Here is a 20,356-nt window from a genome sequence, read left to right on the forward strand (position 1 = left end):
GATGAGCACTTCCGCATTGTTTCGCTGCACCTGCTTGGCCGCGATCTTGCTGGGCGGATCACCGGTGTCGGTCTCGGCTGCGGAAGTCGCCAATTCGCCGGTTGCCAATTCGCCAGTTGCCAGTTCGCCAGTTGCCAATTCGCCAGTTGCCAATTCGCCAGTTGACCGCGCGTCCGTCGATGGCGCGTCCGTGGATGCTGCGGGCGTGAGCGTCAAGGTCGACGATTCGGTATCCAGTTCGGTCTGGTACGACGCGGATCAACGCAGCGTGTTGCCCGTGGACGTCACCCCACAGGTCGACGACACGTTGCACCGAGACAGTCGCTGGTTGCCCAAGCCAGAGCGGGTGGTCAAACCAGACGCGCCGCAGGCGGCCCCAGGGACGACGTGGAATTCGAATGGCTTGTTCGGGTCTGGAATGTCACTGTCCAACTTGTTGGGATGGTTGGTTTTATTGACGTTGTTCGCACTGGGTATCGGACTTGTGATTTACGCGATGAGCAAAGCGGAAATCGACTTGATAACGAATGCTCGCTTGCGAGCGGTCGATGATCAGGGCGACGGAACCCCGGACGAACAGACGTTGCAGCGAATCAAGCATCTGCCTGCTGAATTGAGACGAACGGACGTCAATTTGCGCAGCGAGGCTCAACGGTTGATGGAAGCGGGCCAGTACGACCAAGCGATCATTTTGTTGTTCGGACACCAACTGTTGCTGTTGGATCGGGTCGGAATGATCCGGCTGAATCGTGGCAAAACGAATCGCAAGTATGTCCGCGAAACCCAGGCGACCGTTCCCGATCTTGCCCGGCGTTTGCAGGCGACGGTCGACGGATTCGAAAAGTCCTACTTTGGCCGGCATGCGGTCACGGCAAACGAATTTGCGATGTTGTGGGAATCCAACGAACGCATGGAAAACGTGCTTCAAACACGTGTTGGAGGAGCGATATGATGCGAAACACCATGGCCGCCGCGACGGTCCTTTGCTGCGCCATAACGCTGGTCGGTTGCAGCGAAATGGAAACCCAATACGGTCCGTCCAAAGGCACGACCGGTCGCAGCAGTTTGAACGGTTTCGGCGCGCTTCGCAGCGGATTCGAATCCAGCGGATATCGCAGTCGCGATGTTTCCCGATTGACCGACCGAGCGAGACGCACCGACGTCATCGTGTGGACTCCCGCGGCGTATCGCAGCATCGACGACAAGGTGACTCGTTGGTTCGACAAGTGGTTGCGAAGCGGCAACAAGACGCTGGTTTACGTCGTGCCGGATAGCGGCAGCGAAGCCGATTACTGGACCCAGGCGGGACCGCTTGCATCGCCCGAACTGCGGATGGAATTTCATAAAAGAGCGGCTCGCAGCATCAATGAACGGGCGCTGTGGCGTCTGAATCGTGAAAAGCTGACCAGCAACGGTTGGTTCGAAATTGAACCTTTGACGCACCGCAACGAAATCAATTCGATCTCCGGCCCTTGGGCGTCCGAGGCCGACGCAGGAGATGCCGAATCGGCGTTGCCGACCGAGTTCGTCGTTCGCGCTTTCGATCCTGATAACAACGTGCCAGCCACGGGCACTTCGGTCGGGTTCCGTTCCGCCGGGGCCACCGGGCCAGGTGCGACGGGAATCATGGCGTCGACTTCGACAAGTCCCACTCGCACCGAGCTGACCTTTCGCACACTGTTGGATGCGGGGGATGGTGAACCGATTGCTGCGGAAGTGCTCTCGGAGGATTGGCGGAATTCAAAGATCATTGTGATCGCCGGCGGATCGCTGCTGACCAACTTTGCCATGACGCATCCGCGGAATCAACGCTTGGCTGCCCGGATCATCGAAACCAGTCGTCCGGCGTCCGTCGACCAGCCGGTGGCAGGTTTCCTGACCAGCGATTGGATGGGAGTCCCGGTCAGTGAAACCAAACCCGGCGTGCCCATCGCGACGGGAATGGAACTGTTGACGGTTTGGCCGCTGTCGTTGGTGACCATGCATGGTGTGATGCTAGGGTTGGTGGTCTGTTTGATGCTGTGGCCGATCCTGGGACGTCCCCAGCGAGTTCACGCACCGGACCAAACCAGTTTTGGACATCACTTGGATGCGGTCGCCGGACTGATGAACCGAGCCGGCGGGGAAGCCTACGCGCGTGGCCGCATCAGCGAGTACTTTCGACGCATCCACGGTGAAACCTCCGGCCCATGGGTGATCGCTGATCCGGTGGATGATCGCCCCCAGGCTGCCCCGCTGCCGAAACTAGGGATCCGTCGGAAACCGGCTCAGCCCCCTGCTGCCGCAACCACCAGCGACGCAGCCACCAGCGACTCAGCCACCAGCGATTCAGCTACCAGCGACGCAGCTTTTGCTGACGAGGCTCAGCCATCGGCCAACCTGCCCAACGAAGATCCGTCCGGCGAAGATCCGTCCGGCGAAGATTCGTCCGACGACGCGCAGCCGGATCCACCTGCCACGATCGACGATCCGATCGTCGACCATGGGGCCACGACCCCACCTAAACCAGCCAACCCTGACACCCCGGACAAGGAAATCCTTTGAGCAGTCTTCCCCCCACCCCACCCGGACACGAAGAGCTTGGCCCCCACGGTTCGCCCGCCCAGAGGGAACCTGGATCATCGCTTGGCAACGCGCCGGCGGCACCGGTCATGTCACCCAAGTTTCAGCCCGTTCGTGAGCTGTACGACCAGATTGCCGCTCAGATTGGCAAGCTTTATGTCGGGCAAGACGAGTTGGTGCTAGGGACTTTGACCGCGTTGTTTTCCGGCGGTCATGTGTTGATCGAATCCGTTCCCGGTCTCGGCAAGACGTTGTTCGTGCGGGCCTTGGGGCAGACTTTAGGATGCGATTTTGGACGCATCCAGTTCACGGCCGACCTGATGCCATCGGATATCACCGGCGCGCCGGTCTATGACATGCAGAAGAGCGAGTTTCGGTTTCGTCCGGGACCCGTGTTCACTCAGTTTCTGTTGGCCGACGAAATCAACCGCTCACCGGCCAAGACGCACGCGGCACTGCTGGAAATCATGCAGGAGTACCGTGTCACCGTGGACGGCACCAGCCACCAAGTGCCGCGACCTTTTCTGGTGATGGCGACGCAGAACCCGCTTGAAAGTGAAGGCACCTACAACCTGCCCGAAGCCCAGTTGGATCGATTCATGTTCAAGCTTCGAGTCGACTATCCAACGGCCGACCAGGAAGCTGAAATCTTGAAACTGCACAGCCAGCAAATCGACTTGAACCAACGGCTGCGAAACGAAATCCAAACGGTGACCAGTCCCGAACAGATTTTGGAGGTGATGCAGTTGTGTGGGACCGTTCGTGTCGAAGACAGCTTGGTCGACTACATCAACAAGATCGTGCGGGCGACCCGTTCCTGGCCCGCGTTCCATATCGGCGCGTCACCGCGAGCCGGTTTGGCACTGATGCAGGCCGCACGTACTTTGGCGGCCTTCGGTGGTCGTGACTATGCCGTCCCAGACGACGTGGTCGAAATCGCGACCCCCGCGCTTCGGCACCGTGTCGAACTGACTGCCGAATCCGAAATCGAAGGCCGCACCGCCGACGAAGAACTCGGTTCCCTGATCCGCGGCATCGAAGTGCCGCGTGATTGAATTGCCGCGTGACTGATTCTCTGTGATGCCAGCCTATGGCCCGTCCGTTTCATCCCCACCCACTTTTTTGTTTTTGCTATGACGCAGCCGTCTGACCCTTTTTTTGAGCCCTATGACCGAGATGAAATCGCGTACGGGGATGCTCCCACGGCTGCCGTTGCTGCATTCCTAGATCAAGTCGGCGGCGGCGGTCGGGCGTTGGATTTGGGCGCCGGTGCCGGCCGCGACACCGTGGCGCTGGCGGCGGCCGGTTACGATGTCACCGCGGTGGACCTTAGCCGTCGCGGCCTGGACCGGATCCAGGAACGCGCCGCCGCGGTTGGGTTGGCTGATCGAGTGGTGACGAAACAAGGTGATGTGCGTGAACTGTCGCTGCCGGCTAAGACATACGATGCGATCGTGGCCACCACGGTGCTGGACCATATTCCGGCGGCCGACGCGAGTGTCTTGTGGGACAAAATGACTCGAGCGCTGACCGATCGTGGGATGTTGTTTGTCGAAGTGCATACCACGGAAGATCCTGGCAGTGATCAATCGCCCGGTCGGGAAAGCCAGGCTCCCGTCAGCGAGACCGCGGGGGCGGTCATCAACTATTTTAAACCCAACCAGTTGGCGTCTTGGGCGGTGCAATCCGAGTCGCAATTGCGCGTACTTCGATACGAAGAACGCCAGGAATGGGACTACACGCATGGCCCCGAACATTTGCACGGCAAAGCAATTCTATTGGCGGTCCACGCTGGTTCTTTCCCCGCATGGCACGGACAGCCCGCGGCGTTTCCACGCAGCGGGACCTAAGCGATGACGGACCATGAACAGGCTGCGGAATCACGCAAAGATGATCTGGCCCTGGTACGCACCGACCTGGCCAACGAGCGGACTCTGTTAGCCTATAGCCGGACCTCATTGATGATGGCCGCAACCGGTGTGACGCTGGTGAAGTTCTTTCCCGAGGTGCTGCGGATTCGATTGATCGGTTGGGCGCTGGTCGCGGTCGGAGTAACGATCGGTACAGTCGGCGTGACACGCTTTGTGAACCTGCACAGGCGTCTGCACCGGAGCGGGTGACGTTTGCGTGCGTGTGTTCCCCCTCACCCCAACCCTCTCCCCCATCGCTTTGAACCTCGTTCCTCGGATCAAAGCGACGGGGGAGAGGGGGCAGGAAGTTGGCGGTAACCGTGAGCCGCTGGCCGTGAGGCCACGGGCATTGCGGGGTGCCTGGCCTCTGCTGCTGCCTCCGCCTCTGCTCTGGCTCGCTTGGCTGGCGAGTCGTTAGTTGACGGAGTCGTAGGGGCGGGTGCTGATGACGCCTTCGGTGGGGCTGCTGGCGGTGCCGTAGAGTCGACGTGGGATGCAGCCGGCCAGGTAGGCGTCCCGGCCGGCGAGCGTGGCGTGCTTCATTTTCCGTGCCATAAAACAACCCCCGTCCCCTTTGATTTCGCCTGAGAACTGGAAAGAATGATTTCAGGTTTCAAATATTCGGTAGCCTTTTCTTCAAGGAGGAGTGAATGACGATCAGCTTCAAAGAAAGTAATTTGTATTCAAAGGCATTCAAGACCGAAGGATTGTCTGTAGACGCTAAGAAAGCTGCAAATCGTCTTGAATCGGTGCTCGATCGATTCCGAGAGACTGCTGCAGTTCTGGCAGAGGACGTCGCACGCTCAGTTCCACAGTTGACCGATCATAGCATCCACCATCTCGACGCACTGTGGACGACCGCCAGCCAGATCGCGGGTGAAGAGTGGGCGTTGAATCCTCTTGAAGCTTTTGTTCTGGGCGGGGCGTTCTTGATCCATGACCTTGGAAACGCAATTTGCGCATTTCCGAATCGGATCGAAGATTTGTATGGAGACAGGTGGAACGACTTGGTCGCGAAGAACCTGATCGAGAAGCATGGTCGTCGTCCAACGAAAAAGGAGGTTTCGAGCCCGCCGGACAAAATCAAAAATCTCATTGTACTTCAGCGACTTCGTCAAGAGCATGCAAATGCGTGTGTCGCTTTGGCAACGAAGGGCATCCACTTCAGCGATGGCCCCTACATTCCGCTTATTGAAGATCGCGAGATCTGTGGTCAGCTCGGACGCTTGATCGGAGAGATTGCTGCAAGTCATCACTGGCCAATCGAAAAGGTGGCGAGCAAGCTCAATCAATTCGCTGCTCTTTCGGGCGTGCCTCAAGACTGGCAGGTCGATGCTCTGCTAATTGCCTGCATACTGCGATGTGCGGACGCTTGCCAAGTCGATCGACGTCGAGCCCCACCACTGCGGCAGGCTGTCTTTCAACCAGAAGCCGCGAGTCGCAAGCACTGGATTGCACAACAGCGATTAAATCTCCCAACAGTTCGGCGAGGTTCTGGGGTTCTTGAATTCCGTTCAAACCAGCCCTTCGCCGTCGATGAGAGAGAATCATGGCAGATTGCTTTTGATTTGGTTGCGAAGAATGCCAGTAAGGAGTTAGAGCAAACCAGTGCGTTGCTCAAACGCGAGGGTCGCAGGGAGTTCGCTGTACGACGAATTGCGGGGGCAGAAAGCGTGGCTCAGTTCAGTAAGTACGTGGAGACCGAAGGGTGGCTTCCAGTCGATGTATCAATTCAGATCACGGATGTAGCAAATGTGGTTGATCGCTTTGGTGGACAGGCACTGTATGGCGAGAATACGTCAGCCCCCGTGCGAGAACTCATCGCCAACACCGCTGACGCAGTTCGTGCACGACGCAATGTTGTCACCGGTGGTCACGCACCTTCAGAGGGGAAGATAACGATCCGTCTTTTTGAAGATGAACATGGTTGGTGCTTGGAGGTCGTCGATGATGGGTTAGGAATGTCGCAGCAAGTCATGACGGGGCCGCTGCTTGATTTTGGAAGCTCTTTCTGGACTTCGGATCTCGCGTTGCAGGAACTTCCCGGCCTGCTTGCTTCCGAATTTAGTCCCACAGGAAAATTTGGTATTGGTTTCTTCTCGATCTTTATGATCGCCGACTCCGTTTCTGTGACGTCGCATCGCTTTGATCAAAGTCATTCAGAAGCAGTAACGATCGAACTTGAAAAGGGTCAGTTGACGCCATTGTTGCGAAAGTCAACGGCGAGCGAGATTTGTCCTCATGGTGGCACGCGAATCAAAGCTCGACTAAACAGAAGCCCCTGGACTGAGAAAGGCCTTGTCGGGAAGACGCCAATCTCATCCCGAGAGAATGCACTGGTTTCACGCATCGCATCAATCGCGCCGACAATCGACGTTAACATCGATGTGCAGGTCGATAGCCAAACGTCTGTCAGGACTGTGGTTGCAAATGACTGGCTCGATCTCTCATTTTCAAAGCTGTGGAATCGCCTCTGTGATGGGCGTGGGGATCGAATGCAGGCGACAATTCCTGAGACCGTGAGATTCGTTCGTCGAGATGAGTGCCTTGGGAGAATTGCATTTCATGAGCCGGACTACTCAACCAAGTGTGCAGTCACGGTGGGCGGGCTGAATGCAGGTTGGCTTGAAGGTGCTTGTGCTGGCGTTTTGCTCGGAAGAACGGATTTGATGTCTCGGAATAGTGCAACGCCTTTCGTTGATGGTCTAATGCTTGCGGATGAACTGAAAAGATTAAAGGACGCTGAGCCAAATCCTTACGATAAGCCTGCAGTGCATCTCACGGCGATGATGCGACATATCGGTGTTGTTCCATCGAAGCTCCCAATGTTCATGACGTATGAATCCGACGCCATGACAGGTGACTCTCTCTCCGATTGGGCGGCGAAATTTAAGCCAGGCGAGGAAGTGTTAGTGAACCTCACCGGCACGTTTGAACATGACGATGGCCTAGGGAATTCTGGGACATTGCGTCTGTATCGGAAAGATGTTGACTTCGATCTGAAGTCGAACGTTGTCCTAGCTCCCGAGCTGAATACCGTCAGCCTGCTCGCAAAATTAGAACTTGTGCCCAAGCTGGGGAAATCGGGGAAGCCCGTCAGCATGCTTACGGTTGTTCAAGAGATCTTCGCGAACGCGTGGAAGGTTGGCGTTGCCGACATCGAACCGAGCTGGATGGAGTTGGAAGTCGGCGACTACTATGCCCGAGAGTCACACGACATCACGCTTGAGGTTGCAGTCTTTGAGCGACCGAAACGTGTCTAAGTTGTCCCAAGGGTTTCCGAGTCCCAAAAAGGGGGTGGGGGTAGTTTCGAGCATCGAGGGATGCGAACGACCGGCGATAGCTCGTCACTCTTTTGCGAATCCAGGTTGTGCACCGGATCGAAGTCGTCAATTGGGGGGGGGGGCGGTGAGTGCTCCAACATCCGATGCACCGAGTGCAACGACACTGCCATAGGCCTCCGCAAGGTGCCCGTTCTCTTTGGCGTACTGAACGCCGCAATCCGCTTCAGTAAGCACCCAGGGCGATTGCGTTGCGCTGGGCATTCAGGGGAACTGAGCGAGGTTTTGTGTCGGGGCTGCTGAATCGCCTCGGCTGGAGGAAACCGTTCGCCATGGGACTTGGCCTCTGCTGCGCCTCCGGCTTACTTTGTCGGCAAGTCGTTAGTTGGCCGAGTCATAGGGGCGGGTAATGATGACGCCTTCGGTGGGGCTTCTGGCGTCGGCCTCGCTCCCTTTCCGAGCAAGTTGCGGAACTGGGCGTCAGCTAAACGCTAAAAGCCTACAAATCGACGCCTAAATCTCAAAAAACACCTTGCCAAACTGAATTGCGACTTATACTTATATTATATTTGGCCGATGGAAGATTTACAACCACCTGAGATTCCTCCCCGGCAGGAGGTCCGAATTTGTCTGTCTGCGTTTCGTGATGCGCACGTGATTTTGCCCCGGTTGTCCGGGCGAGCTCGGCTGCGACGGCAGGCACTGAAGTTGCAGTGGTGGGAGTCAAGTGATGGCCAAGTTTTAGATGTCGAGGTTCGCCGAATTGGCGAAACCGCGTTTTGGGAACTGCTTGTTGACGAAGGATACGCGGTGGCTGCTGGCTATCGTGTGATCTTCACCCAGGCCGAACCTACGCAAGCGATTTGGATTCTTTCAGTGATGACGCTGAACGAACCATTGACCGACTTTTTGATTGAAATCCTCCAGATGCGACTGAACGTTGTGTTGGAGCGGATGCACATTAGCCGCGCCAACCCGTTTGGATTGCCCAACTAAGACATAGATCATGAGCACGACAAAAACTATCGAAGCTCCACTTGAAAATACCAATACTTCGCTGATGCGGATGATTCTTTCGTTGCACGGAACTCAACAAAAAGCCTTCATCGCCGCGCTGACTGAATGCAGTGACCAGCTTCGCACCAATTCCGAACGTCTGATGGCGATCATCGACAACCCCGAGTCTCTTCCTGGCGACAAAGGCCGCGCGTGGCACACGCTGTTGGATCAGTTTCGTTTGCTGCCTGATACCGCGGGCCGCTATGGCATGGACCTCGCTCAATCTGAATCAGGTGCCGCAGAGAAGTTTCCTGCGTTGCAAAACGAAGTCGAAAAGATGGATTCGCAAGAGGCTCAGTTCGCTGGCCGCTTGCGACAAATCATGAAGAGCAAGCACATCACTCAGAAACAACTTGCCGAGCGAGTCGAATGTTCGCAGCCGGCGATCTCTCAAATGCTTAACCGTAAGTGCCGTCCTCAACGATCGACGCTCGAAAAGATCGCGGTCGCGCTGCAGGTGGATATTCGCGAGCTGTGGCCTGACATCGAAGTCGTTGATTACTTGGATTCGGTGGCTGCCTTTGAGCAGGACGGCCAAGAGATGAGCGAGGCGATGGCTAAGGCACTTCGCGACAACCCGCAACCACGATCAACCATCGAGGGTAAGCCGCTGCCGTCGTGGAAGGACAGCGTCCAATCGGATGAGTGAGTTCCAGCTCTATGCCGATGCATTCACCGAAGCCGACCGAGGCGACTTGGTCGGCTTTTCTTGTGGTGAATCGAAGTCCGGAAGTTTCTGCACCGAGTGGATCATGGGCTCAGGAGCCTTCGACTCGATGAACAAAGGATCGTCGGTGTGGCTGTACCGCTTGAAGACCGGCCAGGTCGTTGGTTACGGTTCAGTTGGCTTGGTCAATTGGCGATGGCCAATGCCTGGTGGAAAGTACACGCGATTGCTGTATATCCCCATGCTTGGAATCGACCAAAAGTCTCACGGCCAGCCTCCCGATCCCGATTGGCGTTACTCTCGCCAGATCATGCAGCACCTGGTTGCTGAAGCCATTCGAATAAATGGTGAACGGAAAAAGCCAGCGGAGTATTTGCTGCTGTTGGTTGACCCAACCAATGAGGCCGCGATACGTCTCTACCAACGCTTTGAATTTCATCTGATCCCTGACGTGACTTATGGCGCAGGCTTGAGCGTTATGAAGCACCGATTGGCGAGATGATTTGCTCGCAGTTCCAAAAACCGATAGCCACTAATAGTCGCCTCGTCATTGCACTTCTGGGGACTGGAGTTCAACTACAGAGGCACGGAAGGGCACGGAGGTTTTTTGGCTGGATATAAGAGATTTTGGCCACATCGTTCCTCTGTGTATCTGTGTCAATCCGTTTTGCAATCAGATTCACCCCCGTCTCCTTTTGAGTTCCGCGAACCATCGGCAAGCCATCGAACACACCTGCTACCACTTCGTCGCTGAACTTGTCGCGACGAAGTGGCACGGATGATCGATTGGACGCGACTACTGCGTGTCCGACGAGCGACTCGGCTCCTTCATGTTTTTCATCATCTTTCCCTTCATCATGCCTTCCATCTTCTTCTTGCACATGGGACACATCATGTCGGATTCGGCTTCGCCCATCTTCATGGATCTCATCATCGCGATCTCCATCATTGGCATTGCCTTGCCAGGCGTCTCGCCGAGCATCGAACGCTGGTCCGCCGTTAAAACTTCCGTCGCCTGACGCTGAGCTTGCTGGGCAATCGCTTTTAGTTGCTGTTGTTGTTCGTCCGTCAAATTCAACTCTTCCGCTCTAGCCATCAGCAACGGCGGACTGTCAGCGGTCAACTTGATTCCTTTTAGTCCAGTGATCATGGGGCATTCCATCGACATTTTCTTGCCGTTCTCGCCGCTCGCTTTCGAGTTCTCCTGTGCCCCTGCGGGGACTTGATACGAGAATGCTAGCAGTGAGAGGAGCGTTACTCCAACGCCTACACCGAGGCGAAATTGAAAAGTGGATCCGGTTTTCATCGCATCTATCCTGTTTCTTAAACGGTCAAAAAGTTCCCCGCAGCGACGCGGGAGTGAACGAGAAGCGATCGTCGTTCGATCCTTCTCTTTGATGTGATTGCAAATGGCATACCGTGCAGGGGTATTCGCCTCAAAGGATCAAAGGGGACGGGGGTGGTTTCGAGCTCGAGGGGCGCGAACGACGGGCGATAACTCGTCATTCTTTTTCGAAGCCATCGATTGCACCGGAGCGAAAAAGATCAAATGGGGCAAACCTCTTTGATGAGTGACCCGCGTCCCGGAGAACCTGTCTATCCGTTGGTCAAGCAAGAGAAATCGGCGAAGTGCGGAGTCAAGACCGAGCGGCTGAACGCCTGATGAGACGGCAGCTACATGGAAAAGCTGCTTTCAGTCAGTGAGTGACCGTGCCATCGCCCTGGGTGGTTGCCCCTCACCCCATCCCTCTCCCCCATCGATTTGAACCTCGTTCCTCGGATCAAATCGACGGGGGAGAGGGGGCAAACAAGGGGGAGATGGGCACGGAACCTTGGCGGTAACCGTGAGCCGCTGGCCGTGAGGCCACGGGCATTGCGGGGTGCCTGGCCTCTGCTGCTGCCTCCGCCTCTGCTCTGGCTCGCTTGGCTGGCGGCTCGCTTGGCTGGCGGAGTCGTTAGTTGACGGAGCCGTAGGGGCGGGTGCTGATGACGCCTTCGGTGGGGCTGCTGGCGGTGCCGTCGAGTCGGCGAGGGGTGCAGCCGGCCACGTGGTTGTCGCGGCCGGCAAGCGCGTGGCATGCTTCATCACGCGAACCGCACCCCGTCTCATTTGATTTTCCTCCGATCCCGAATGGGCCCCGGAATACCTAGCCACCTCCCCATTTTCCTACCGGCATCGCCACCGCTCGAGTTCTCACCGCTCGTGACCACATTGATTTCCGGCGGCCTCGGCAAACTGCTTCACTACTAGGATTTGGGTAACTTTGATCGCTTCGTTTCTTGCGATTTAGGCGCCGTGTCACATCGAATGCATCATCTCAGTCGTCATGCTGTGCTTCCGCAGCCCGAGTGAATTCTGCAGATTGCCAGGGCAGTTTTGCGGCCCCGGCCGAAATCTGACGATTCCAAATTTTGACAAGTCCGTCCTTGCCAATCGCTGCGATCTGTGTGCCGTTGGGAGAGAAGTCGACATCTGCGACCTGAGTTGATAGACCGTACAAGGCTAGTATCTCGTCGCCCTTGATGGCGTCATGAATCCGGACAGTTCCACTGGCGTCACCGCTGAGAAGTTCGTTTCCGTCGCTACTGAACTTCAGACAGCGGACGCTCTCCCAATGAGCGCGAAAGGCCGTTTTCAGCGTCCGCGTTGGCAAATCCCACACGCGAATCCAGCGATCGAGTCCACCGGTCGCCAGCAGTCGTCCGTCAGGGCTGGCCGCTAAGCAACTAATGCTCCCCGTCTGTGATGCGTCGATCTGAAACAGACGCTCATTCAACTTCCAGTCCCAAACGTCGATCCCACCGGCAAGGGCAGCAGTCGCCACAGCACTATCGCTGAGACAAAAAACAGCGAATGGCCGTTCGATATCGTCGTTGGACCACAACTCATCTCCCGTTGCATAGTCGAAGATGATGGCCCCCTTTCCAGGCCGGACTTTCGCGGACGCAACCTTGACGGTCAGCAGGAATTCTCCACCACGATTGAACTGCACGCTCGACGACTTGGACCTTCCAAAAGGTGGCAGTTCCTCGCCGGTGTCCGATAAGTGCGTGAACGTTGGCTTCATGTTCTCGCTCACCATGACGGTTCCGTCGTGGGGATGAACCGCCAAGTCGGAAAAGAGTTCTCCATTGGAGCGAGCGATCCACTCTTTGCGATTGGCCCCAACAGGCCAAGCTTCGACCACAGTGTTACGCAGTTTGTAAACGCGACTGCCATCAAGATCGAACGCGACTCTGCAATTAAGAAAACGCGAGGCTGAGTTGAGAACATCGCCCGTCGCTATTTCTGCAACTTCTTCTTCGAGGCGAGTTGACCAGAAATCGACGACGCCGTCGGCAGCCCCCCCACGAGCTGAAAGTAGCATCGCTCCGTCAGAGCTGAATTTGACTTTCCATGGCAACGGGGTCAGTCCATTAAGTGACCGTAGCAGCCGCCCCGATTTGGTATCCCACAGCCGGATGCGGTTAGCATTATTGGTTGCAACAACAGCTCCACTGGGACTTAATCGTCGCACCTCATCACCCATGAAGTGCAAAGCTCGTATTTTCACGCCTGATGTCGCATTCAAAATGATCAGCTCGTTGTCACCATAACACGATAGCCAGCCATTTTGCGTGAACTGCAATTGTGTAAGGCTCGGTTTGTCGGATTTCACTTCAAAGGTTTTCCAAACGCTTCCTTTCAATAATTCAATGATCTCGATCTTGAAGTCCAGGTTTTTCCGTTCAGTGACGACCGCTACGCTCCTGGAGTCAAGGCTGAAATCCGGAAGAACCCCATTCCATTTTTGGGTCCACAGCGGCTTGCCCGTACGTGTCTCAAAAGCCGTCAGTTGCCCCTTCATTGTGACCAACGTGACCCGGCCATCGGGACTCATCAATACGTTGCTCCACTGATACGTCTGACAGGGCCAACGGTGAAGAATCTTTCCCGTAAGCAGTTCTTGCACAATGATCTCGCTCTCAGATACGGGAAAGGCAATCTGCTCGCCGCCCTTACTTCCAGCGATGTCGCCGTAAATCGCATATCCCGGAATCGAATCGCCGACTTGCTTACCGTCGAGAGAGAAAACTCCCCCGACCCGCTGGTGCAGAACGGCTGCCAGATGATTGCTTTGGGGCGAAAAATCAAAGTGGCGGACGCTACCCTGCCCTCGGATAATTAACTGCCAAACAGAGTCGCTGGAATGATTTTTGAGGAAGTTCCAGTTGGAATCCCGGAACTGCTCCGGGGTGTCGTCAATAATTTTTTGTGCCTCCATGAACTTGCCTCGCTCGAATTCCTTTTCAGCGACTTCAAGCTGTGACTTGGCTAACGCTTTCTGAGCCGTGACGCGTTCGTCGATAGCAACAGCTTCGGCTCTCGTTGCGCGGCTTGCTTCGGCGGTTGTCCTAATATTCGCTTCGCTCAATCGAAGTGCCTGCGCCGTACTCAACACACTGGCCGCGATGAGGACAACTGCGATCGTTGCGATCGACGACGCGAGGCCGACATTGTTTTTCGCCCATAGCCAGATCCGCTCGGCCGAACCAACACGGCGGGCACGAATCGGACGACCGTCAAGGAAACGTTCTAAGTCGCTAGCCATCGCGTCGGCCGTTCGATAACGACGACGCGGCTCCTTTTCCATCGCCTTGTCGACAATGGTTTGCAGGTCACGCGGCACGCGATGATTCAGTGATCGCAGCGGGGGCGGATGCTTGTCCCGGATCGCGGCTAACAAACCAATACGGTCGTACGCGGAAAACGGCGACTGCAGCGCTAACATCTCATACAGTGTCACGCCTAGCGAATAGATATCGCTGCTCGCATCACAGATCCCCGTAAAACGCTCCGGTGACATGTAACGCAGCGTCCCCACGACGTCGCCGTCACGTGTCAGGTCGACATCATCGGTCTTGGCAAGGCCGAAGTCCGTGATCCATGCATCTCCCTTGGGATCCAGGATGATGTTGGACGGTTTGATATCGCGATGCACGATGCCGCGTTCGTGAGCGTGCTGGAGTCCGTCGGCAATTTGATGTCCGATTCGTGCGACGTTGCGAAAGTACGGTTTGGATTGCCTCGTCACCGTCAACGTCGAACTACCTTTGGCAATCGGCAACGTGTCATCGCTGTCGAGCATTTGTCGCGTCGGGGGTGTTTCCAGCAACGTGAAGTAGCAAGTTGTCTCGAGCTGCGAATCCAGCAAAACGTTGTTGTCGTTCTCCGCCTCACTGCTGTTGATCGCTAAACCTTGCGGTACTTGTTCCGGTAGACCGTGACGGGATTTGCACTGGTCGATGTCGCGGATCTCACGCAACCGGCGGATCACCGCGTCCAGCGAATGGCCTTCGATAAATTGCATCGCATAGTAGCAATGCCCGCCGTCGTCGCCGACCTCGAACACAGGCACAATGTTGGTATGGTGAAGCTGGGCCGCCGCGCGAGCTTCCTGTTTGAATCGTGCCATCGCGCTGGGGTTATCGGCCGTGTGACCCGGCAAGACTTTAAGCGCTACCTTGCGAGACAAGGGCACTTGAATCGCTTCGTAGACGACGCCCATTCCGCCTCGGCCCGCGACGCGAAGCAGCTGATAGTCTTCGATTTCGGGCCAGCCGGCATCTGGCGAGGATGTCGACTCAACATGTTCTTCATCCATGGACGATTCGCCACCGAGACCATGCAGAAGCCGAATGGTTTCCAGCATCCGCCGGAGCGACTTTTCGATGGCTGGGTTCGCAATCACGGCGGGATGCGAGCCGACGAAGTCATTCAAGCTTGGCGGGTCGCCGGTGCGACCAGCCGCCAGAAACTCTTCGGCGATCTGGCCAATCAGAACGTCGCTGTCCGCCAACGAATTTGGGTTGTCCTCGTTTGCGTCATCACAATTTGCGTCATCTGCGTTATGGTTCATCGGGGGCTTCTGAAGGATTCTGTTCTTCATCGATGCTGGCTTCGGCGAGCAATGCTTTCGCCTCCTTGTAGGTCAGCCGGTGGATCAAACGAACATCGTTGGCATCGTCGGTGAGAGGGTATAGCTTGCCATCGGGTAGGCGAGTCATTCTTGCCTCCGTTTCGGAGAAGATGGCAAGGGACTCCTTTTTCTTTCCATCCTGGAAAAGGCTCATCGCACGATAGAAACTCGCGGTGTCCTTGATCAGATCCCCGAGCCATCTGTTGGCGCCCTTGGTGCTCGGTACAGCGGCCAGGGTGGCGGCAGACTCGGTGTACAGACCGCCTCGGTACTCGGCCATGCCAAGCGACAGGCGAGCCCGATGCATTTCCGTTGATTTGAAGCCCGTTTTCATAGCTTGATGGGCTAGAGCCAGAACCGCTTCTCGCTGGGATGCGTCAGAGAGTGGGCGGATGCAGCTCAGTTTGGCGACGCGCTGAGCAAGTTGGCAGTCGGTGGTATCGCTTGCCTGATTCAGCATCCGTTGACGGGTGACCGAATAGTCGGCATCGAGTCCGAACCAAACCTGCAAGGCGGCGGCTCGAATCGCCAGTTGGCTATCATTAGGTGAACTGGCCGACTGTTCCACCAACCGGGCAAGCGACTGATGCGTTGGACCGTCGGCGTTCACTCGATCGGCGTTTCGGCCGCCACGTTGTGGGGAATCAACCTCTGCCACAGCCGTAGTCCAGGCACCGTCGATTTCTGCGCCCACCCTGATCGCCGCCGCTGGATCCAGACGCTTCACTTTCACTTTTGACACCACCCATTCGTTTGCGATCGAACGGAAAGAACCGAGAGCGAGGAATCCAGGATCGGTCATGGCCCAGCTCTTGTGCTGGCTGAGATCCGTTTGGGGCCCCTTCCAGCGGTACAGCGGTCGGGCGTCAAGCGTGGCGGTGATGATGGCGTTTGCGTCGTCGAGTCTCACGGTCACCTCGAGCTCGTGCTCCTGGGCGTCCGTCACCTGTTTGCCTTCAACAGCGCCTGGCAAACGATTACCAAACTGGCCTTTGACTTGGATCAGGCCGCTCCAAATGCCGATGCCGGGACGGCCTTCCAATTCGAATCCACACATCCGATCTGCAACCGGAAGGACGACGTGGAAGACACTCTTTGCATCGCGTTGCCGCAGCACGACACGGACTTGATAACTCGTGCCAGACAAATTAGCGGGCAATTGTATCGTCGCGTACTGCGCCACCGGACTGAAAAGTTTGCTGTCTTCAAGCTTCCACAGGGTACCGCTCGTTGCAACCTCTAACGGATCAAGAGGTGCGAGAAGTTCTTGCCAGCCGTCCGCGTCGGTGGCTACCAACGGCCCGTTCTCTTTCGGTTTCCAGGGCAGTCTCGCGTGTCGGATCGAAAGCTCACGATCCCATACTTTCGTTACTGCATCCATTGTGATGGCGGCGATAAGCTTGCCATCGGGACTGAAGTCCACGTCGATGACTGGCGTTGTGAGGCCGTAAAAGGAAAGCCTTTCTTCTCCACTGGCCGCATCGTGAATACGCACGGTACCAAGATCGCTGCCGCTTAGGATTTCGCGACCATCGGGACTGAACTTCAAACAGCTCACGCCCTCCCAGTGCGCGCGGAAGGCGGTTTGCAGCTGGCCCGTCGCCGCATCCCAGACACGGATCCAGCGGTCCGGTCCGCCGCTGGCTAGGCGTCCTCCGTCGGAGCTGGATGCGAGGCAACGGATGCTCCCGGTCTGCGCGGCATCGATCTGACGAATCAGCTTGCCCGCCTTCCAATCCCACACGTTGATCCCACCGACGCGGGCGGCCGTGGCGACGGCGGAATCGTCGAGACAGAAGGCGGCGAACGGCTGGTGCGATGAGATCCCATTGGAACCATTCCCGAACATAATGTCCTGCAGGATGTTGCCTGACGGATATTCCAAAACTGCAAATGACCAGGCACCTTTCGAATCATGAAAAGCGCCCTGTACGACGAGCAGCCGGTCGCCATTGCGGTTGAACCTCAGGCTCGCGCCGTGGTTGAATCCAAACGACTCCAGCGATTCTCCGGTCGGCGACAGATGGGTGAACGTTTTCTTAGTCCACTCGGACAGGATGATGGATCTGTCAACCGGATGAACCGCGAGGTCTTGGATTTCGCGGGTTGTCGTGAAGTCCCAAGTCTGCGAGTCACCTCGCGTTTGCCAAGCTCCGGCAGATCGGTCAGCGATTGCATAGAAGTTGGACGCATCGTGATCGAAAATGATAGAGCGGCACTTCGACTCTTTCGGAATGAGTTGCACAGAGGCGATCCCTTCTTCGAGCCGGGTCGGCCAGATATTCACCTCGGCATCATTCGATAACATTTGCGATGACAGCAGCATCTTGCCATCGGGACTAAAGAAGAATTCCCGAATTTCAGCAACGGCACCATTGAGAGACCTTAGCAATCGTCCGGTGGTTGATTCCCACAGACGGATGCGAGCACCGCTGAGAGTCGCGACCGAAGCCCCATCAGGACTTAGCCATTTCACCGTCTCGCCTGGGAAGTGTAGCCCTCGGTTTTTCTTGCCCGTCTGAGTGTTCCAGAGGATCACTTCGTCACCGCCTAGACACGCCAGCCGGTCGCCGGTCTGGTCGAATTGCAGAGTCGTCTTTTCGGGATTGTCCGCCGTCGTTTCGAGCGTTCCGCGCACGGCTCCCGTCAGCGTATCCAGGAGTTCGATTTTCAATTCCAAATCGGCATTGGCGACGAGATGCGCCACCGTTCGGCCATCGGGGCTGAAAGCGGGCGCAACGCCCTTGTAAGGCTGTGACCAGAGAGGCGAGTCCGTCTGAGTGGAATAGGCCGTGAGTTTTGTTCCGCCTGCTGCCAGCACAATTTCACCATCGGGGCTCAGCAACACGTGCCCGATTTTTCCAATGTTCAATTTCCACTTACGAATGTCCAGCCCGGTGCCGAGATCCGTCACCACGACCTCGTTTTGCGACCTCGCGAACGCCAGGCGGTTGCCGGCGCGATCGATGCCGAAACTGACACGTGGTGAGGTTGTCGGAATCCAGTCGCCGACTTGCTGACCCGAGACTGAAAAGATTCCGATGCGGTTATAGGCAAAACTGGCTGCGAAACGATCCCCGCGGGGCAGCAACTGCATTTGATACGCGAGGCCTACGGCGGGGATGGAAAGCTGCGCGTTAAAGTCGCGCGAGTGCGACTGTTGGAATCGCCAGTTCGAATCTCGAAAGCTCTCCGGAGTCTCGTCGAGAATCTTCTGCGCCTCGATAAACTTGCCGCGTTCAAATTCCTTTTCGGCGAGGTCCAGTTGCGACTTCGCGAGCGCCTGCCGCGTCGCTTCTTTCTCCTGCACAGCGATCGCTTCGGCTTTCGTTGCACGGTCTGCTTGCGCAATGGCCGTCTGCTCGTTCGCCTCCGATTTTTCTCGCAGCGTCGCTTGTACTTGCTCCGCCTGCGTCGCTCGAGCCGCTTCAACCGTCGCCAGTTTTTCCGCTTTCGTCGCCCGCACCGCCTGCCAAGTGCTCACCGCACTTCCCACCACAAGCACCGCTGCGATTGCAGCGATCGCAGCTGCCAACGCCACGTTGTTTTTGGACCACAACCAGAACCGCTCGACCGATCCGACGCGCCGAGCGCGGATCGGGCGACCATCCAGAAAGCGATCCAGATCGTCCGACATTGCGGCGGCCGTTTGATAACGACGTCGCGGATCTTTTTCCATCGCCTTTTCGACGATGGTTTGCAGATCGCTCGGGACACGATGGTTGATCGAACGCAGCAGAGGCGGCTGCGTGTCGCGGATCGCGGCGATCAAGCTGATGCGATCGTGGGCCGAAAAGGGAGACTGAAGCACCAGCATTTCGTAAAGCGTGACACCCAATGAATAGATATCACTGTATGCGCCACAGGTTCCCGTGAAACGTTCCGGTGACATGTAACGCAGGGTTCCTACGACGTCTCCGTCGCGGGTCAGATCGGTGTCATCGGTTTTCGCTAGTCCGAAGTCCGTGATCCAGGCGACACCTTCGGCGTCCAAGACGACGTTGGCCGGTTTGATGTCGCGGTGAATGACGCCTCGCTCGTGCGCGTGCTGCAATCCATCGGCAATCTGGCGTCCAATGTGTGCGACGTTTCGATAGTACGGTTTGGAATGTTGGGAAACCGAAAAAGAGGAACTACCAGGACGACGAACGACCGTGTCGATCTTGCCGGAGATTTTTGGCGTCTGCTGTGCTTCGAGCGGTATGTCCGAACAAATGGTCGAAACCAAAAAGTCCAGCGAAGCAGATTTGCTATTGGGAACCGTCCCTTCGGACTCGGTCGTCGATCCTCCCAGCATTTCCTTCGTTGAAACGTCTGGCAATTTTGCTGTGTCAATTTCGCCTCGCTCGCGCACCTGGCTAATCACCTCGTCCAACGAATAGCCTTCGATGAATTGCATCGCATAGAAACAATGCCCGCCATCGTTGCCTATCTCAAACACAGGCACGATGTTGGTATGGTGAAGTTGCGCGGCCGATCGAGCTTCCTGTTGGAATCGTGCCACAGCGCTGGGGTTGTTAAGCGTGTGATCGGGCAACACCTTGAGCGCGACTCTTCGAGACAACGATAATTGCGTCGCTTCGTAGACGACGCCCATCCCGCCGCGGCCCGCGACGCGAAGCAATTCGTAGTCCTCGAACTTCGGCCAATCGGCTGGCTGCTGAGTAAAAGTTTTGGCAGGCACAGCGGCAGCGGGAAGCGATTCGCCGCCCAGGCCATGCACGGCCTGGAGCGTTTCGAGCATCTGTCGCAGGGGTTGGCCGAGCGCGGGGTTTGCGAGCACCTTGGGATGCGAACTCACAAACGCATCAACGCTCGTTCGCTCTCCTGCCCGCACGGCGAATAGAAATTCTTCGGCGACTTCATCCACCAACAGATCCAAGTCATGCGACAGATTCGATTCACGATTCATCGGCG

At 56.7% G+C, this 20,356-nt stretch carries 12 protein-coding genes and 1 pseudogene; 9 read left to right on the top strand and 4 right to left on the bottom strand.

Going from position 1 to position 20,356, the window contains the following annotated elements; genetic code table 11:
- The first annotated feature begins 1 nt into the window (after position 1).
- The 5 genes from K227x_RS06245 (at position 2) to K227x_RS06265 (ending at position 4,682) form a co-directional block, all read left to right on the top strand.
- Positions 2 to 952, top strand: a complete 951-nt coding sequence (locus K227x_RS06245) for a DUF4129 domain-containing protein (RefSeq protein ID WP_145168735.1) — start codon at positions 2 to 4, stop codon at positions 950 to 952.
- Positions 949 to 2,544, top strand: a complete 1,596-nt coding sequence (locus K227x_RS06250) for a hypothetical protein (RefSeq protein WP_145168736.1) — start codon at positions 949 to 951, stop codon at positions 2,542 to 2,544. Before K227x_RS06245 ends, K227x_RS06250 begins: the two co-directional genes overlap by 4 nt.
- 107 nt (positions 2,545 to 2,651) lie before the next feature.
- Positions 2,652 to 3,617: an AAA family ATPase gene (locus K227x_RS06255; protein ID WP_145177355.1), complete on the top strand. Its 966-nt coding sequence runs from the start codon at positions 2,652 to 2,654 to the stop codon at positions 3,615 to 3,617.
- 78 nt (positions 3,618 to 3,695) lie between these two features.
- The gene (locus tag K227x_RS06260) at positions 3,696 to 4,412 is read left to right on the top strand and encodes a class I SAM-dependent methyltransferase (RefSeq protein WP_145168737.1); all 717 of its coding nucleotides are present in this window, start codon (positions 3,696 to 3,698) and stop codon (positions 4,410 to 4,412) included.
- A 3-nt stretch (positions 4,413 to 4,415) separates the two neighbouring features.
- A complete protein-coding gene (locus K227x_RS06265; RefSeq protein ID WP_145168738.1) occupies positions 4,416 to 4,682 on the top strand; it encodes a DUF202 domain-containing protein in 267 nt (88 codons plus the stop codon).
- Between the two features lie 204 nt (positions 4,683 to 4,886).
- Here K227x_RS06265 and K227x_RS06270 read toward each other — a convergent pair.
- Positions 4,887 to 5,027 (bottom strand): annotated as a pseudogene (locus tag K227x_RS06270) (thiazole synthase); the annotation flags it as partial.
- 95 nt (positions 5,028 to 5,122) lie between these two features.
- On the opposite strand from K227x_RS06270, the gene K227x_RS06275 reads away from it, so the two are divergent.
- The 4 genes from K227x_RS06275 to K227x_RS06290 all read left to right on the top strand — a co-directional run bounded on the left by K227x_RS06275 (position 5,123) and on the right by K227x_RS06290 (position 9,981).
- Complete coding sequence (locus K227x_RS06275) at positions 5,123 to 7,735, top strand: HD domain-containing protein (protein WP_145168739.1); 2,613 nt, start codon at positions 5,123 to 5,125, stop codon at positions 7,733 to 7,735.
- Positions 7,736 to 8,329: 594 nt separating this feature from the next.
- On the top strand, positions 8,330 to 8,749 hold the full coding sequence (locus tag K227x_RS06280; RefSeq protein ID WP_145168740.1) for a hypothetical protein: 420 nt from the start codon (positions 8,330 to 8,332) through the stop codon (positions 8,747 to 8,749).
- A 10-nt stretch (positions 8,750 to 8,759) separates the two neighbouring features.
- Positions 8,760 to 9,461, top strand: a complete 702-nt coding sequence (locus tag K227x_RS06285) for a helix-turn-helix domain-containing protein (protein ID WP_145168741.1) — start codon at positions 8,760 to 8,762, stop codon at positions 9,459 to 9,461.
- Positions 9,454 to 9,981, top strand: a complete 528-nt coding sequence (locus tag K227x_RS06290) for a GNAT family N-acetyltransferase (RefSeq protein ID WP_145168742.1) — start codon at positions 9,454 to 9,456, stop codon at positions 9,979 to 9,981. Before K227x_RS06285 ends, K227x_RS06290 begins: the two co-directional genes overlap by 8 nt.
- A 294-nt stretch (positions 9,982 to 10,275) precedes the next feature.
- Here the strand turns inward: K227x_RS06290 and K227x_RS06295 are convergent, their stop codons facing one another.
- The 3 genes from K227x_RS06295 to K227x_RS06310 form a co-directional block, all read right to left on the bottom strand.
- Entirely contained in the window at positions 10,276 to 10,785 is a 510-nt protein-coding gene (locus K227x_RS06295) for a hypothetical protein (protein WP_145168743.1), read from the bottom strand.
- A 1,012-nt stretch (positions 10,786 to 11,797) separates the two neighbouring features.
- A complete protein-coding gene (locus tag K227x_RS06305; protein ID WP_218933798.1) occupies positions 11,798 to 15,379 on the bottom strand; it encodes a WD40 repeat domain-containing serine/threonine-protein kinase in 3,582 nt (1,193 codons plus the stop codon).
- Complete coding sequence (locus K227x_RS06310; protein ID WP_145168745.1) at positions 15,369 to 20,351, bottom strand: WD40 repeat domain-containing serine/threonine protein kinase; 4,983 nt, start codon at positions 20,349 to 20,351, stop codon at positions 15,369 to 15,371. The genes K227x_RS06305 and K227x_RS06310 overlap by 11 nt, the downstream gene beginning before the upstream one ends.
- Between the last annotated feature and the right edge of the window lie 5 nt (positions 20,352 to 20,356).

Source organism: Rubripirellula lacrimiformis (assembly GCF_007741535.1).
GTDB classification, from domain to species: domain Bacteria; phylum Planctomycetota; class Planctomycetia; order Pirellulales; family Pirellulaceae; genus Rubripirellula; species Rubripirellula lacrimiformis.